Origin of the sequence: Sphingomonas sp. R86521 (assembly GCF_042466235.1) — a bacterium.
Classification (GTDB): domain Bacteria; phylum Pseudomonadota; class Alphaproteobacteria; order Sphingomonadales; family Sphingomonadaceae; genus Sphingomonas.
This window is the reverse complement of record NZ_JAXHBY010000001.1, coordinates 3,367,119-3,384,458: the sequence shown is the minus strand read 5'-3', so window position 1 is coordinate 3,384,458 and position 17,340 is coordinate 3,367,119. Positions and strand designations below refer to the sequence as shown.

The 17,340-nt window shown below is 69.4% G+C and carries 8 protein-coding genes; 5 read left to right on the top strand and 3 right to left on the bottom strand.

The features are described 5' to 3' along the window. Positions 1-290 precede the first annotated feature (290 nt). Positions 291-10,280 carry a putative Ig domain-containing protein gene (locus tag SJY20_RS15635; protein ID WP_380787837.1) on the top strand — a complete coding sequence of 3,330 codons (9,990 nt, stop codon included), beginning with the start codon at positions 291-293 and terminating at the stop codon, positions 10,278-10,280. A gap of 335 nt (positions 10,281-10,615) precedes the next feature. On the opposite strand, the gene SJY20_RS15630 is transcribed toward SJY20_RS15635, so the two are convergent. Genes SJY20_RS15630 through SJY20_RS15620 form a run of 3 tightly spaced genes read right to left on the bottom strand, consistent with a single transcriptional unit; the run spans position 10,616 to position 13,604 of the window. After that, entirely contained in the window at positions 10,616-11,872 is a 1,257-nt protein-coding gene (locus tag SJY20_RS15630) for an adenosylmethionine--8-amino-7-oxononanoate transaminase (RefSeq protein ID WP_380787836.1), read from the bottom strand. After that, positions 11,869-12,486 (bottom strand): dethiobiotin synthase, encoded by a 618-nt coding sequence (gene bioD / locus SJY20_RS15625; protein ID WP_380787835.1) that lies wholly within the window; start codon positions 12,484-12,486, stop codon positions 11,869-11,871. The genes SJY20_RS15630 and bioD overlap by 4 nt, the downstream gene beginning before the upstream one ends. Next, a complete protein-coding gene (locus SJY20_RS15620; protein WP_380787834.1) occupies positions 12,483-13,604 on the bottom strand; it encodes an 8-amino-7-oxononanoate synthase in 1,122 nt (373 codons plus the stop codon). Before SJY20_RS15620 ends, bioD begins: the two co-directional genes overlap by 4 nt. A 105-nt stretch (positions 13,605-13,709) precedes the next feature. Between SJY20_RS15620 and SJY20_RS15615 the strand changes: the two genes are divergently transcribed. From SJY20_RS15615 to SJY20_RS15600, 4 genes are all read left to right on the top strand, one after another. Further along, positions 13,710-15,464, top strand: coding sequence for a diguanylate cyclase (locus SJY20_RS15615; protein WP_380787833.1), 1,755 nt, complete (start codon positions 13,710-13,712; stop codon positions 15,462-15,464). 54 nt (positions 15,465-15,518) lie between these two features. Further along, a complete protein-coding gene (locus SJY20_RS15610; protein WP_380787832.1) occupies positions 15,519-15,749 on the top strand; it encodes a hypothetical protein in 231 nt (76 codons plus the stop codon). Between the two features lie 50 nt (positions 15,750-15,799). After that, positions 15,800-16,084: a hypothetical protein gene (locus tag SJY20_RS15605; protein ID WP_380787831.1), complete on the top strand. Its 285-nt coding sequence runs from the start codon at positions 15,800-15,802 to the stop codon at positions 16,082-16,084. 164 nt (positions 16,085-16,248) lie between these two features. Beyond that, a complete protein-coding gene (locus tag SJY20_RS15600) occupies positions 16,249-17,292 on the top strand; it encodes a rod shape-determining protein (protein WP_380787830.1) in 1,044 nt (347 codons plus the stop codon). Positions 17,293-17,340 lie beyond the last annotated feature (48 nt).

The following is a 17,340-nucleotide window of genomic DNA, read 5'->3' as shown; positions in this document are numbered from 1 at the left end:
TCACAAGTGTAAACAGAGTCGGAAATCCGATAGAATCCGTGATACTCGATTGCTAGTATTGGGAATGATACGGCTACCCCGCTGCTATTGTACGTTTAGTCATCAAAAATGATCGATTATCGATCGATGAGGTGGATTAGTTGCTGCGCGACAGCTATTGATGCGGCGTCGTGAAAAATGCGGGGGCAGGCGCGACATAGGGGGACCAGAGGGTGTCGGGCAGCGGGGCGTCGGCCGAAGAGCCGCAGGGCAATGCAACACGGACAGTGATGGTTGCGGTTCGCCGGATCGTGACGGTTCTGGTCTTGGCATGGCTCGCGCTCGCGGGCGCTTCGGCGGCGCAGGCGCAATCCTGTACGCTGGTGTACGGCGCTGGTGGTCCGGGGTCGGGGACGCTCAACACACTGCGAGTCGATGTCGGCGTCACCAAGCGCGTTGCCGGCCTGGCAGAGGGCGATGTCGACAGTCCGGCGGCGGCCTGCGGCGGCGCCCTGATCACGTCGAATACCGACAACACCCGGATGCGCATCACCCGCGATTCCGACAGTTCCATTGCCGTCATCTCCGGCGCCTACACCATCACCTATGACGATGGCGGGGTCCTCGAGTATTCCGGTACGGCCGGTGCCTTCTACAGCTACACCGCGCCCTCCGGCTCGGGAGGAACCCAGCGCTTCAGCACCAGCCACGGCGTGCTGACCGCCAGCACCAGCGCTGCGGTTCCGGCCGGCAGCACCGGGACCTTCCAATTGTATGTCGGCACGCCGGCGACCGCCACTGCGCCGACCGGAGTCGTCAACCTGCGGTTCGACGTCCTTTCCGCCCTGACGATCACCGGCCTCTCTCCCACCAGCGGCCCGACGACCGGCAGCGCAGTGACGATAGCCGGCACCGGGTTCAGCACCGCGGGTAACACGGTGACCTTCGGCGGGACCGCGGGCGCGATCACCGCGCAATCCTCGACATCGATCACCGTCACCGCGCCGGCGCATGCGGCGGGCAGCGTCACGGTGATCGTCTCGACGGCGCAAGCTCAATCGGCGACCAGCGCCACCAGCTACACCTATATCGCGGCGCCGACGGTGACCGCGGTCGCGCCCTCGACGGGCCCGGCGACCGGGCAGACCACCGTCACCCTCACCGGAACGGGTTTCATCGCCGGCAGCACGGTGCTGTTCGGGACGACTGCGGCGACCGCCGTGACCATCAACAGCGCGACCCAGATCACGGCGGTCTCGCCGGCGGGCACCGGGACGGTCGGCGTCAGCGTGGTCAATACCGGCGGCACGGGGACGCTCGCTGCCGCCTTCACCTATGCCAATCCACCGACGGTCAGCGCGGTGACGCCGGCGTCGGGGCCGGCGTCAGGCAATGCCAGCGTCGTGATAACCGGCACCAACTTCACCGGCGCCACAGCCGTGACGTTCGGCGCGACTCCCGCCACCGGCTTTACCGTCAACAGCGCGACCCAGATCACCGCGGTCGCCCCGGCGGGTAGCGCGGGGGCAGTGCCGGTCGGGGTGACGACGCCGAGCGGCAGCGCGAGCCTGGCCAACGGCTATACCTATGTGGTCGCACCAACGGTCTCGTCCGTCGCGCCGTCCTCGGGACCGATCGCCGGCGGTACCGCGATCACGATCACCGGCACGAACTTTACCGGCGCGACCGCAGTGACGGTCGGCGGCGTACCTGCGACCGGTGTCACGATTACCAGCGCGACGCAGATCACCGCGACGACCCCCGCGGCACCGGGGAATGCGGCGGGTGCCGTCGCTGTGGCGGTCACGACCGGGGGCGGCACCGGCGCGCTCGCGGGTGGTTTCACCTATGTCGCGACGCCGACGGCGGCGGCGCGCAGCGTCTCGACCGCGTACAACCAGCCGGTGACGGTCGATCTTTCGAGCTCGATCACCGGCAGCTATACCGTCGTCAATCTCGTCACCGGTCCGGCGCATGGGACGCTGGCGCCCGGCGCGCCGGGCAATTACCAAAGCGCGGTCTACCAGCCGACCGCAGGGTATGTCGGACCCGACAGCTATACCTACACCGCGACCGGCGCGGGCGGGACCTCGACCCCGGCGATCGTTTCGATCACGGTCGGCGCTCCGACGATCGCGATCACCCCGGCGACTTTGCCGGCGGGGCAGGCGGGGGCGGCCTATAACCAGATCCTGGCCGCGTCCGGCGGTGCAGCCCCGTACGCCTTCTCGGCGACCGGTTTGCCGACCGGGCTGACGCTGTCGGCAGGCGGCGTGGTGTCGGGGACGCCGACCCAGGCGGGCAGCTTCACGGTGACCGTGACCGCCCAGGACAGTTCGACTGGCGCGGGACCGTTCACCGGATCCCGGACCTACACGCTGGTGATCGCGGCGCCGACGATCACGCTGGCGCCGCCGACATCGCCGTCCGCAACCGTCGGTGTCGCTTACAGCCAGACCATCAGCGCCGCCGGAGGCGCAGCGCCGTACGAGTTCGCGATTACAGCAGGTGCGCTGCCCGCGGGGCTGACGCTCGCCGCCGCTGGCGCGCTGTCCGGCACGCCGAGCGCGGGAGGCAGCTTCGCTTTCACCGTCACCGCGACCGATGCGACCGCGGCGGGCAGCGGCGGGCCCTATACCGCGTCGCGTTCCTATAGCCTGACCGTGGCGGCACCGAGCGTGACGCTGACGCCAGCGACCCTGCCGGGGGGTGAGGCCGGGGTCGCGTACAGCCAGGCACTGACCGCAGCCGGCGGCACCGCACCGTACGGCTATGTGGTCAGCGCAGGTGCGCTACCCACCGGTCTGACGCTGTCCGCAAGCGGCACGCTGTCCGGCGCGCCAAGCGCGAGCGGCAGCTTCGCCTTCAGCGTCACCGCGACCGACAGTTCGGGTGGTTCCGGACCCTATGCCGTCACGCGCAGCTACACGCTGGCGATCGGCGCACCGACGCTGACGCTGGCCCCGACAACGCTGGCCGGCGCGACGGTGGGCGCAGCGTACAGTGCGAGCATCACCGCCACCGGCGGCACCGCGCCTTACGGCTACGCGATCACAGCAGGCGCGCTGCCGGCCGGGCTGACGCTTGCTGCCAACGGCACGCTGGCTGGAACGCCCATTGCGGGCGGCAGTTTCGCCTTCACGATCACCGCGACCGACGCGACCCCGGCGGGCAGTGGCGGACCCTATACCGCAGCGCGCTCCTATAGCCTGACCGTCGCGGCACCGAGCGTGACGCTGACGCCGGCGACCCTGCCGGCGGGTGAGGCCGGGATCGCGTACAGCCAGGCGCTGAGCGCCGCTGGTGGCACCGCGCCATACGCCTATGCGATTACCGCGGGCGCGTTACCCACCGGTCTGACGCTGTCCGCAAGCGGCACGCTGTCCGGCGCGCCAAGCGCGAGCGGCAGCTTCGCCTTCAGCGTCACCGCGACCGACAGTTCGATCGGCTCCGGACCCTATGCCGTCACGCGCAGCTACACGCTCGTGATCGGTGCACCGACGCTGACGCTTGCTCCAACGACGCTGACCGGCACGACGGTGGGCGCAGCGTACAGTGCGAGCATCACCGCCACCGGCGGCACCGCGCCTTACGGCTACGCAATCACTGCAGGCGCACTCCCGGCCGGGTTGACGCTTGCCGCTGACGGCACGCTTGCGGGGACATCAAGCGCGGGCGGCACCTTCACCTTCGCGGTTACTGCGACCGACGCCACCCCGGCGGGCAGTGGCGGACCCTATACCACGGCACGTGCTTATAGCCTGACCGTGGCGGCACCGAATGTGACGCTGTCGCCAGCGACCCTGCCGGCGGGGCAGGCCGGCACTCCGTACAGTCAGGCGCTGAGCGCAGGTGGCGGTACCGCGCCGTACGCCTACGTCGCCAGCGCAGGTGCGCTACCCGCCGGTCTGACGTTGTCGGCGAGCGGAACACTGTCCGGCACGCCCAGCGCGAGCGGCAGCTTTGCCTTCAGCGTGACCGCGACCGACAGTTCGGGCGGCTCCGGACCCTATGCCGGCACGCGCAGCTACACGCTCGTCATCGGTGCGCCGACGCTGATACTGGCCCCGACGACGCTGACCGGCGCGACGGTGGGTAGCGCGTACAGCGCCAGCATCACCGCCACTGGTGGCACGGCACCGTACGGCTACGCGATCACCGCGGGTGCACTGCCCGCGGGGCTGTCGCTCGCGGCCAATGGCACGCTTGCAGGTACGCCAAGTGCGGGCGGCAGCTTCGCCTTCACGGTCACCGCGACTGATGCCACCGCAGTCGGCAGCGGCGGGCCCTATACCGCGTCGCGTTCCTATAGCCTGACCGTTGCGGCACCGAGCGTGACGCTCTCGCCGGCGACTCTGCCAGCTGGCCAGGCGGGAACTGCGTACAGCCAAGCGCTGAGCGCTGCTGGCGGTACCGCGCCGTACGGCTATGCGGTCACTGCGGGTGCGCTACCGGCCGGAGTGACGCTGTCGGCGAGCGGGACGCTCGCGGGCACGCCCAGCGAGAGCGGCAGCTTCGCCTTTAGCGTGACTGCGACCGACAGTTCCAGCGGCAGCGGGCCCTATGCCTCCACGCGCAGCTACACGCTCGTTATCGGTTCACCGACGCTGGCACTGGCCCCGGCATCTCTCATCGGCGCCACAGTGGGGGCCTCGTATAGCGCCAGCATCACCGCCATCGGCGGGACCGCACCGTATGGCTATGCAATTACCGCGGGCGCACTGCCGGCCGGGCTGACGCTCGCCGCAGGTGGCACGCTGTCCGGCACACCGAACGCAGGCGGGAGCTTCGCTTTCACGGTCACCGCGACCGACGCGACGGCCGCCGGCAGCGGCGGACCCTACACCGCGTCGCGCTCCTATAGCCTGACCGTAGCTGCGCCGAGTGTGGCGCTCTCGCCGGCGAGCCTGCCGGCGGGTCAGGCCGGGATCGCGTACAGCCAGGCGCTGAGTGCAACCGGCGGCACCGCGCCGTACGGCTATGCAGTCACCGCGGGTGCGCTACCGGCCGGCGTGACGTTGTCGGCGAGCGGGACGCTGGCGGGCACGCCCAGCGCCAGCGGCAGCTTCGCCTTCAGCGTGACCGCGACCGATAGTTCGGGTGGCTCCGGACCCTATGCCGGTACGCGCAGCTACACGTTCGTCGTCGGCTCACCGACGCTGACGCTGGCCCCAACCACGCTGTCCGGCGCGAGCGTAGGTGCGGCGTACAGCGCGAGCATCATCGCCACGGGCGGGACCGCGCCGTACGGCTATTCGATTACCGCGGGGGCGCTCCCAGCGGGACTGACGCTCGCCGCCAACGGCACGCTTGCAGGGACCCCGACCGTAGGCGGCAGCTTCGCCTTCACGGTCACCGCGACCGATGCCACCGCCGTTGGCAGCGGCGGGCCCTATACCGCGGCGCGTGCCTATAGCCTGACCGTGGCAGCACCAAGCGTGACGCTCTCACCGGTGAGCCTGCCAGCGGGTCAGGCCGGGATCGCGTACAGCCAGGCGCTTAGTGCAACCGGCGGCACCGCGCCGTACGGCTATGCAGTCACCGCGGGTGCGCTACCGGCCGGCGTGACGTTGTCGGCGAGCGGGACGCTGGCGGGCACGCCCAGCGCAAGCGGCAGTTTCGCCTTCAGCGTGACCGCGACCGACAGTTCCGGCGGCACCGGACCCTATGCCGGCACGCGCAGCTACACGCTCGTCATCGGTTCACCGACGATGTTGCTGGCCCCGGCAACGGTGGCTGGTGGCACGGTTGGTGCTGCCTACAGCGCCAGCATCCTCGCGATCGGCGGCACCGCGCCGTACGGGTTCGCGATTACCGCGGGCGCACTGCCGGCCGGGGTGACGCTGGCCGCCAACGGCACGCTGTCCGGTACGCCGAGCGCCGGCGGCAGCTTCGCCTTCACCGTCACCGCGACCGACGCCACCCCGGCGGGCAGCGGTGGACCCTATACCGCGTCGCGCGCCTATAGCCTGACCGTCGCGGTACCGAGTGTGACGCTCTCGCCGGCAAGCCTGCCAGCCGGTCACGCCGGGACAGCGTACAGCCAGACGTTGAGTGCAGCCGGCGGCACCGCTCCCTATGGCTACGCGCTCGGCGCAGGCGCGCTTCCGGCCGGTCTAACGCTCGCTGCCGGCGGCACGCTGGCCGGTACGCCGACCACGAGCGGCAGCTTTACCTTCAGCGTGACAGCGACCGACAGCTCGGGCGGTACCGGGCCCTATGCGGGCACACGCAGCTACACGCTCGTCATCGCTGCACCGACATTGGCGTTGGGCCCGGCGGCAGGGCCGTTGCCCAGTGCCGCGGTCGGATCCGCGTACAGCCAGCTGTTCGGCGCCACCGGCGGGACCGGGCCTTATAGCTTCAAGCTATCGGGCGGCGCGTTGCCGACAGGGCTGGCGTTGGCCAGCAACGGCACGGTGTCGGGTACGCCCACCGTGTCGGGCAGTTTCGGTTTCGATGTCACGCTTACCGACGCTGGTGGACCAGGGGCGGGGACGACGCAGCACTACACGCTTGCCGTGCTGGCACCGACGATCATCCTCGCGCCGGCAACGCTGGCGTCCGCGACCGTGGGAACGGCGTACGACATCACGCTTGCCGCATTGGGCGGGATCGCGCCGTACAGCTATGCGGTTACCGGCGGATCCCTGCCCGCTGGGCTCGGTCTGGACGGTACGGGACGCCTGGCGGGGACGCCGGTCGCGGGGGGCAGCTTCACGTTCACCGTCACGGCCACCGACGCCTCGACCGGGAGCGGGTCGCATGCCGGAACGCGCACTTACAACTTGACCGTCGGCGCCGCGGGGATCGCCTTGACGCCGCCCGCGCTGTCCGACGGCATCAAGGAAACCGCCTACCGCCAGGCGTTCACCGCGAGCGGGGGGACGGCGCCCTATACGGTGGCGGTGACCGCCGGCACGCTGCCAGCCGGGCTGGTGATGGGACCGGATGGTGTCCTTGCCGGCACGCCCACGACGATCGGCAGTTTCGCGTTTACCGTCACGGCCGTCGACGCTTCGACCGGCAGCGGCCCCTATTCCAAGGCGCAGGCCTATTCCGTCCGGATCGGCGCGCCTGCGGCGCCGACCGCGGGCGATACCAGCCTGACGGTCGCGTACGGGGCCGGGCCGACACCGACACCGCTGAAGCTTGGCGGGCCGGCGACGACGTATGTCGCGCTAGCGAGCAAGCCGGAGCACGGCATTGTCGCCGTATCGCGGATGGCGATGACCTACGCGCCGGCCGCCGGCTATGTCGGAGGCGACAGCTTCTCCTACACCGCCGCGAACGAGGGCGGGGCATCGACGCCCGCGATCGTGACCGTCATCGTGACTCCGCCCGCCGCACCCACCGTCGCGGGGCGCGCGGTCGCTACCGCCTATGGCACCGCGACCGCGATCGACCTGTCGGGTGCGATTACCGGCGTGCACGCCACCGTGACGGTAACCACCGCCCCCGCACACGGGACGACGAGCGTCGCCGGCGACGTGGTCACCTACACACCGGCGGCGGGCTATTTTGGCGCGGACAGTTTTCCGTATGTCGCAGTCGGCGCCGGCGGGACCTCGGCGCCCGCAACCGTGACCATCACGGTCGGGACTCCGCCTGTGCCGATCGTCGCAAACCGCGCGGTCACGACTGCTTACGGTGCCGCAATATCGGTCGACCTGGCTGGTTCGATCACCGGCGTCCACGGTTCGGTGACCGTCGCCAGCGGCCCTGCTCATGGGACGACGAGCGTCGCCGGCGACGTGGTCACCTACACACCGGCGGCGGGCTATTATGGCGCGGACACCGTCGGCTACACCGCGACCGGCCCCGGCGGGACGTCCGCTCCGGCGACGGTCACGATCACGGTGGGGACTCCGCCTGTGCCGACGGTCGCCGACCGCGCGGTGTCGACGGCGTACGGCGCCGCGGCCAGCATCGACCTGACGGCCGCGATCCTGGGCGTCCACACCAGTATCGCGATCGCGAGCAACCCCGCACACGGTACCACCAGCATCAGCGGGGACGTCGTGACCTACAGCCCGGTCGCCGGATATTATGGCCCTGACAGCTTCACCTATGCCGCAACCGGTCCCGGCGGGACATCGGCACCAGCGACGGTTACCGTGACGATCGCGGCGCCGACGATCGTGATCGCGCCGGCATCCTTGCCGGCTGGGCAACAGGGCACGGCGTACACCGCGGCATTGTCGGCAAGCGGCGGTGCGGCGCCGTACCGGTATGCGGTCACCGGCGGGGTACTGCCGACCGGATTGACGCTGACCGCGACGGGTGCGCTCGCCGGAACGCCGACGCAGAACGGCAGCTTTGCTATCACGATCACCGCGACCGACAGCTCGACCGGGGCGACGCCGGCTTCGGCGGCGCGCAGCTATACGCTTGTGATCGCTGCGCCGGCGCCGCCGGTGATCGCCGGCACCGCCGTGACGGTGACGACGCCCGCGGGCGGCACGAAGACGGTCGACGTCACGCTGTCCAATGGGGTCAGCGGCGACTGGACGGCCATCGAAATCGCCAGCCAGCCGGCGCACGGTACGGTCACGCTGACGTCATCCGGCGCAGGCGCGGGCGGGCACCCGGTCGTGATCGCGAGCTACACGCCGATATTGGGCTATCGCGGGCAGGACGGCTTCACGGTCGTGGCCACTGGCCCGGGTGGACGGTCCGCACCGGCGACCGTGGCGGTCACCGTGTTGGGATCGGCTCCGGTCGCCGCCACGCTGAGCGCGAGCACCGGGCAGAACGTACCGGTGACGATCGATCTCACCACGCAGGCACGCGGCGCCCCGTACACCGCGGCGGCGATCGTCTCGGTCGGTCCTGCCGCCGCGGCGACCGCTGCGCTGATCGAAGGCGGCAGTGTCGACAACCGCACCTACCAGCTGCGGATCACGCCGGACTCGCGCTACAGCGGCACGATCGTCGTCACCTACACGCTGAGCAACGCGGTCGGCGCGTCCGCGGCTGCAACCGCGACGGTGACCGTGACGGCACGCGCGGATCCTGCTGCCGACCCGACGGTACGTGGCCTGATCGCCGCGCAGGCCGAGGCGACGCGCAGTTTCGCCGCCACGCAGCTCGGCAATTTCGCGCGGCGTAACGAAACGCTGCACGGGGGCGGCGCGGGCAGCACCGGACGGCCGTTCGGGGTGCGCGTGGCGAACGGGCTCGGCCTGGTCGGCGGCAACTATGGCGGCTATCGGCCGAGCGCCGTGGACCACGAGACCGCGCTCAAGATGGAGCACGCGACCGAAGTCGCCGGCGCAGAGGGCGCGTCCGGCCGCTACAACTCGCTGCGGACCGGCGCGATCGACGACGGATTTGGATCGGACGATGGCGCCGGACTCGGCACGGCCGGCGGCTTTGGCGATCGGGGAACCAACCATCAGTCCGACAGCACGCGACCGGGCATGGCCGGGTCCGCGACCGGTTCCCCATCGGCATCGACCGGCGAGCGCAGCGTCGGCTCGATCGCGATCTGGAGCGGCGGCGCGATCACGGTCGGGTCGCGCGATGCCACGACTCGGCGCGTCCATCTGGACGTCACCAGCGGCGGTCTCAGCGCGGGCAGCGATATCAAGCTCGCCGATGCCCTGACGGTCGGCATCGGCGGCGGCTATGGCAGCCAGCGGACACGGATCGGCGACGGCGCCGCGCGGCTCGACGGCGATAATTGGGTCGGCGCGCTCTACGGCAGCCTCGCGCCGATCCCGGGCGCGTTCATCGACGGCGTGATCGGCTATGGCGGGGTCGATTTCGACAGCCGGCGGCTGGCCGCAAATGGCGAGGTCGGGGTCGGCCACCGCAACGGCACGATGCGGTTCGGTTCGATCGCAACCGGGCTCGACCGCCACGGTCCGAGCGGCATGGTCTCGGCATACGGCCGCGTCGAATATCTGTCGGCAACGCTGGACGGCTACCGCGAGACCGGTGCCGGGCTGTACAACCTGGCCTATGGCCGCCGCGAGCTCGACTCGCTGTCGAGCGTGCTCGGCGGACGCGGCGCGCTGTACCGTGCGATCGACTTCGGCGTGATCAGCCCGCGCGCACGCTTCGAATGGCGCCACGAATATCGCGGACAAGGCGGGCAGCTGCTCGACTATGCCGATCTCGGCGGGCTGACGCGCGTCGTCGAGGGCGATCGCTGGTTGCGCGACGAATATAGCCTCGAGCTCGGCATCGGATTGCAGACCGACACCGACTGGACCTTCGGCATCGATTTCGGCGGTCGGCTGGGGAGCGACAGCCGGGTCGGGACAGCGCGCGCGATGATCGGCAAGAAGTTCTAGGCGGCCGGTTCGCGCCGGTACCACAGCTTACGATTGCATTTAGTGCAACTGCGATCGGATGCATTGCACTTGCGAGATGGCGTGCTGCGCTACAAAAGGAGTGTGCCTTTCAGGCATCCTCTCCTAAAAACTTATGGCTGGTCTCACGACCGGCCTTTTTTTTTGATCCGAGTTGCTGCATGCCCCGGTTGCTGTCGCTCGCCGTGATAAGAACAGAAACGTGCAGGAGTGGTGCCGCCGGTAAAACCGGCAACGGCCGGACGATTGCGCGGGGGATGAGCGAGACGCTCTCCCCCGCACTGCCCCCTATCAAACGCAATCATGGCCTGTGCCGATCAGCCGCTATCGTCCTTTACCATCGCGCAAGCCTCTGCGATCGTCGCGTGAACCCGGTCCAGATCCCGATCGGTGATGCAATAGGGCGGCATGACGTAGACCGTGTTGCCAAGCGGCCGCAGCAACAGGTCGCGGTCACGGAAGAAGGCGAGCAACCGCGGACCGAGTTCCGACAGATATGCAGCAGTGCCGCCGATCTCCAGCGCGATGATCGTGCCGAACGCGCGTGCGTCGGTGACACCGGGCTGCGTCGCCAGCGTCGCCAGCCCCGCCTTTTGCCGCGTTGCCAGGTCCGCGACCCGGTCGAGGACCGGCTCGTCGCGCCAGATCGCCAGGTTCGCATTGGCCGCCGCGCACGCCAGCGGGTTCGCGGTGTAGCTCGACGAATGAAAGAACATCCGCGACCGGTCGGTGCTGTAATGCGCGTCGAAGATCGGCTCGGTCGCCATCGTCACGGCCAGCGGCACCGCGCCGCCGGTCAGCCCCTTTGACAGGCACAAAATATCCGGCACCACGCCGGCCTGTTCGCACGCCAGCAACGTGCCGGTCCGACCCCAGCCGGTCATCACCTCGTCGGCGATGAACAGCACGCCCGCCGCCGCACAGATCGCCCGCATCTCGGCCAGTACCCGTGGCGGATAGAACAGCATGCCCCCCGCGCCCAGCACCAGCGGTTCGACGATGAACGCGGCGGCGCCCGCCGCGCAGGCGCGTTCGAGCGCGTCGAAGGTCGCCTGTTCGCGACCGGGGGCGGGGAAGGGGATTGTGGCGACGTCGAACAGCAACGGCGCATAGGCCTGGTTGTAGACCCCCCGCGCGCCGACCGACATCGCGCCGATGGTGTCACCGTGATAGCCGTGTTCGAGCACCAGGATGCGGTGGCGTGGTTCGCCGCGCGCGGTCCAGTAGCCGAGCGCCATCTTCAGCGCGACCTCGACGCTGGTCGATCCGGAATCGGAAAAGAACACGCGGGTCAGAGCCGGCGGCATGATCGCGCGCAACCCCTCTGCGAGGTCTTCGGCGGGGCCGTGCGTCCAGCCGGCGAAGATGATCTGGTCGAGCCGCTCCGCCTGTGCCTGGATCGCGGCGACGATGCGCGGATGGCAATGGCCATGCGTGGTCACCCACCAGGACGAGATCGCATCGACGATCCGCCGGCCGTCGGCGGTATGCAGGATCGCGCCTTCGCCGTGCGTGACCTGCGGGATCGGCTCGCCGAGCCCGTGCTGCGTGAACGGGTGCCAGACCGCGCTCATGCGAAATCCGCCAGATCGAACGCCTCGGCAAACGCCGCGCCGAGCGTCTTCGGGTCGAGCGGCGCAAGCCGGGGCAAGCGGCCCAGACGGCGCACCCCGCCGATCGCCGCGATCGTCGCCTCGCTATCCTCGACGGCTTCGCCGATAAAGGCGATGCCGAGGATCGGGACGTCGCGCACTCGCAGGGCCTCGATCGACAACAGGCTGTGGTTGATCGTGCCAAGCCCGGTCCGTGCGACCAGCACCACCGGTTGCCGCCAGCGCGCGAACAGGTCGGCGAACAGCAGGTCGCGGGTGACCGGGACCAGCACGCCGCCAGCACCTTCGACGACCAGCGCGCCGTCGACCGTCGGCAGTGCCAGCCGTGCAGGGTCGATCGCAATGCCATCGATTTCCGCAGCACGGTGCGGCGAGCAGGGGGTTTGCAGGACATAGGCGCTCGGCAGGATCTGCTCCACGCCAAGCCGCGCGACCCTGTCGGCATCGCTGCCATCGTCCAGTCCCGCCTGGATAGGCTTCCAGTACGCCGCACCCAGTGCGCCTGCGAGCCCCGCGGCAAAGACGGTCTTCCCGATATCGGTGTCGGTCCCGGTGACGATGATGGTCCGGCTCATCGAAGTGTCTCCAGCGTATCCGCCAGCGCGGTTATATCGGCCTCCGTGACGTTCAGCGTCAGCGAAATGCGCAGCCGCGATGTCCCGATGGGGACCGTCGGCGGGCGGATGCCGCGCACGTCGAACCCGGCGGCCTGCAGTGCGCCGGCCAGCCGCATCGTCGCGGCGTCGTCGCCGATCACCAGCGGCAGAATCTGCGATCCGCTGGCTGCGACCCCGCAGCGCGCAAGCGTGCGTTCGGCGAACGCGACCAGCGCCGACAGCCGCGTCCGCCGCTCGGGCTCGTCCGCGACGATCCGCAACGCCGCGCGGACCGCGCTCGCCATCAGCGGCGACGGCGCGGTCGAAAAGATGAAGCCGCGCCCGCGATTGACCAGGAAGTTCCGCATCACCGCCGGGCCGCACAGCAGCGCGCCCTCGCACCCGAGCGCCTTGCCCGCGGTGTGCAGGGTGATGATGTTTGCGCGACTCGGCAGTGCGGCGGTCAGGCCGCGGCCGTCGGGTCCGAGCACGCCGGTCGCATGCGCCTCGTCGATCAGCAGCACCGCGTCGTGGCGCTCGGCGACTGCGGCCAGATCGGCGAGCGGCGCGCGGTCGCCGTCCATGCTGTACAGGCTCTCGACCGCGATCCACGGCGTGCCGGTCCCACCGGCGCCGCGCCAGGCGAGGATCGCGTCCTCAACCGCACCGGCGTCGTTGTGCGCGGCCGCGACGCAGGTGGCACGGCCCAACCGCATGCCTTCGTGTGCGCTCGCGTGGATCAGCGCGTCGTACACCACCAGGTCGCCGGTCTGCGGCAGCGTCGCGAACAGCGTGGTGTTGGCTGCAAAGCCGCTCGCGAACACCAGCGCCGCCTCGCTGCCGAAAAACCGCGCCGCCTCGTCCTCCAGCGCTTCATGCTCGTCGCAATTGCCGCGCAGCAGCCGCGACCCGCCCGATCCGACGGGCACACCGCGCGCCAGCGCATCGGCCACCGCGGCCCGCAGACGCGGCGAACCGGCCAGCCCGAGATAATCGTTGGACGAGAAATCCACCCCCTGTCGGGGCTTGAGCGTGCGCAGCCGATCCCGCGCCTCCAGCGCAGCCAGATCGTCGCGGTGCGGGTCGAGTGTTGCCATCTTCGGCTCCCTAACCGCATCCATGCGCCCTGCCGACCCGTAATTGATTGGCGGGGAGTTCGGCGCGCCAACATCCGGTTAACCTCCTCAGGGTAGCATCGCTGCATGGAACACTCTGTCAGGTCGACAGGCCGGACGGCGATCATCGTCGCCGTATATCTTGCAACCGCGGTCGCAGCGGTGGCCACGACGCGGTTCGGTGGCGGAGTCGCCTGCGTCTGGATCGCCACCGCGGTGCTCGGCTCGGCGCTGGTCGTGCGTCCACGCAGCGAATGGCCTCTGCTCTGCGTCGGCTGTGGGCTTGCCGGTGGCATTGCCACCGCGGCGTTCGGGCTTGGGCCGTGGGCTGCGCTGCCGCTCGGCCTGCTCAATGTGGTAGAGGCGGTGATCGGCGCGGCAATCCTGCGCTGGTTCGAACGGCGGCACGAAGCCCGCGATCCGGTCGGCCGCATGGCGATACTCGTCCTCGCGACCGCCGTCGTCGCCCCCGCCATCTGCGCGACGGGGGGCGCGGGAGTCGCCGCATGGCTTGGCAGCGGCGGCTATTGGATGAACTGGAGCCGTTGGTATGCCGGCCATGCGCTGGGTACGCTGACGTTCATGCCGGTCTTTGCGATGTTCCTGTCGGGGGATGCGCAGCGAGCGTTTGCCGCAGCGACCCGCGGCCAGGCGATCGAGAGCGTCGGGCTGCTGATCCTGGTGATCCTGACGACGCTCGCGGTGTTCCTGCAGGACACCTTGCCGCTGCTGTTCGTGCCGATCCTGCCGGTGATCCTGGCGACGTTTCGGCTGGGGCGATTGGGGGCGGCGCTGTCGATCGTCTGCGTCGCCGCTATCGGCGGCGTGCTGACGCTGAAGGGGTACGGCCCGGTCAACCTGATGGAGGGCAATATCGTTGCCCGCACCCAGTTCTTCCAGTTCTACCTGGCCGCCACCGTGATGACCGCGCTGCCGGTCTCGGCCGACCTCGCGCGGCGTGACCGGTTGTACGAGCGGTTGCGCGACAGCGAGGCGCGCTATCGCCTGCTGACCGACCATTCGACCGACATCGTCATGAGCCTGCAGACCGACGGCACGATCCGCTATGCCTCGCCATCGATTACCCAGATCGGTGGTTATGCCCCCGATCGGATCGTCGGACGCAACGCTATCGATCTCGTCCTCGAAGCGGATCGACCGGCGGTCGCGGCCGCCCACCGCACCGCGCTGGCCACCGCCGACGCCACCCCGATCGTCGAGTTTCGTGCGCGCACCGGCGACGGCACGCTGCGCTGGTTCGAAGCGCATTCGCGTGCGGTGCGCGATTCCGGCGGACGCGCCATCGGACTGGTCAATACGGTCCGCGACGTGTCGCACCGCAAGTCGCTCGAGGCGGAACTGACCAACGCGGCGCTGACCGATCCGCTGACCGGGCTCGCCAATCGCCGCCAGTTCGATATGCAACTCGCCGAGATTCAGCGCAGCGACGCAGGCGGGTGCCTCGCGATCTTCGACGTCGATCACTTCAAGACCGTCAACGATCAGCACGGACACCAGGGCGGCGATCATGTCCTCAAGGCGTTCGCGACGATCGCACGGGCGTGCATGCGCGACGGCGATCTGGTCGCTCGACTGGGGGGCGAGGAGTTCGGCGTGGTGCTGCCGGGGGCGAGCATCGACCAGGCTAAGCTGGTGTGCGAGCGTCTGCGGGCGACCGTCGCGGGCACCGTGTTCGCGCTGGCCGACGGCCAGGCGCGGATCACCGTCAGTGCGGGCATCGCCCCGCTTGGTCGTGACGCCGAAGCGGTGCTGAAGGCTGCGGACGCTGCGCTGTACCAGGCGAAGCACGAGGGCCGGAACCGCCTGCGGCTGGCTGCGTAAAGCTTCTGTCGGAACACGGGTGATCGCTGCCGGCTTTGCCGCTAAGGCGACCCGATGACCGCCTCCGATCTTCAGTCCCTGCTCGTCACCACGCTGATGCGCGAGCATGGCGGCGACCGCCGACGTTGGCGGCTCGTGCTCGGCGAGGTGAAGGTCTACAGCCTGGCCACGCACCCGCATTGCAACTGGTCGGTGACGCCGTCGGGCGCGTTTGCCGATATCGACGCGGTCGAGACGCTGGTCGACCAGGTCCGCGCACAGCATCCGATCGTCACCACGCGCTGACTTGGCAAATCGGCCGACACGCGGCAGGGCACCCGGCAAAGGAGCGATACATGGCAAAGCAGTTCTGGGCACAGCTGATCGAATTGGACGAAGAGATCGAGGCCGCGAGCATCTCGGGTGCGACCGATCACGAAGAGGCCGCCGAATCGCTGGTCGCGGATTTCGTCGGCCAGATGGGCGGCGAGATCACCAAGGGTGCGGTCCGCGTCTGGGTCGAGGGCGGGGCGGAAAAGGTCTATGACTGGCAGGCCGACTTCACGATCCCCGAGGATGCCGGCGACGACGAGGACGAGATCGAGGTCGAAGGCGAGATCGAACTGCGCGAACGCCTCTAACGTCCGGCGCCTGTAACGTCCGGCGCCTCTGACGCCGGGTGCCTCTGATGGGCGGACGTTAGCGCTCGCCCGGGCGCAGGTGGGTTGACGTCGATGCGGAATGCGGGATCAGCATCACGCGCTGCGTCGGCGTCCAGACGAAGCCTTACCGGATGTTCCAATTGATGCGCTTTCCCCGCTTGTTCGGCCTGCCCTCCAACGACATGGCGATCGACCTCGGCACCGTGAACACCGTGGTCTATCTGCGCGGCCAGGGCATCGTGCTGAACGAGCCTTCGGTGGTCGCGATCGAGACCCGCGACGGCGTCGAGCGTGTCCGCGCGGTCGGCGCCGAAGCCAAGCTGATGATGGGCAAGACGCCCGAGGGCATCAAGACCATCCGGCCGATGCGCGACGGCGTGATCGCCGATCTCGACGTCGCCGAACAGATGATCAAGGTGTTCATCGACAAGGCGCATGGTGGACCCAGCCGGTTGCCGCGCCACCCCGAGATCGCGATCTGCATCCCGTCGGGCGCGACTCCGGTCGAGCGTCGCGCGATCCGCCAGGCCGCGACCAGTGCCGGGGCCAAGAAGGTGTATCTGATCGAGGAGCCGATGGCGGCCGCGATCGGCGCCGGGCTGCCGGTCACCGAACCGGTCGGCGCGATGATCGTCGATATCGGCGGCGGCACCACCGAGGTCGCGGTGCTCAGCCTGCGAGGGCTTGCCTACAGCACCTCGGCACGGGTCGGCGGCGACAAGATGGACGACGCGATCGCGTCCGCGATTCGCCGCAAATACAATCTCATGATCGGCGAGGCCACCGCGGAGCGCATCAAGCTCGAGATCGGTACTGCGAAGATGCCCGACGACGGTCGCGGCAAGGTGATGCGCGTCAAGGGCCGCGACCTGCGTGCGGGCGTGCCGACCGAGATCGAGGTCAGCGAGGCCGACATCGCCGCTTCGCTCGCCGACCTGGTCGGGCAGATCGTCGAGACCGTGCTGAACGCGCTGGAGATGACCGAGCCGGAGCTTGCGGCCGACATCGTCGACCAGGGTATCGTGATGACCGGCGGCGGTGCGCTGCTGTCGCGGATCGACGAAGTGCTGTCGGAAGCGACCGGCCTGCCGGTGATCGTCGCCGAGAACGCGCTGACCTGCGTTGCGATCGGGGCCGGGCGGGCGATGGAAGAGCCGATCTACCAAGGCGTCATGGACGAGCTCTAGGGGGCCTCACTTAGCGCCGCGGTTCAACATTACAGAAATGACACTAAC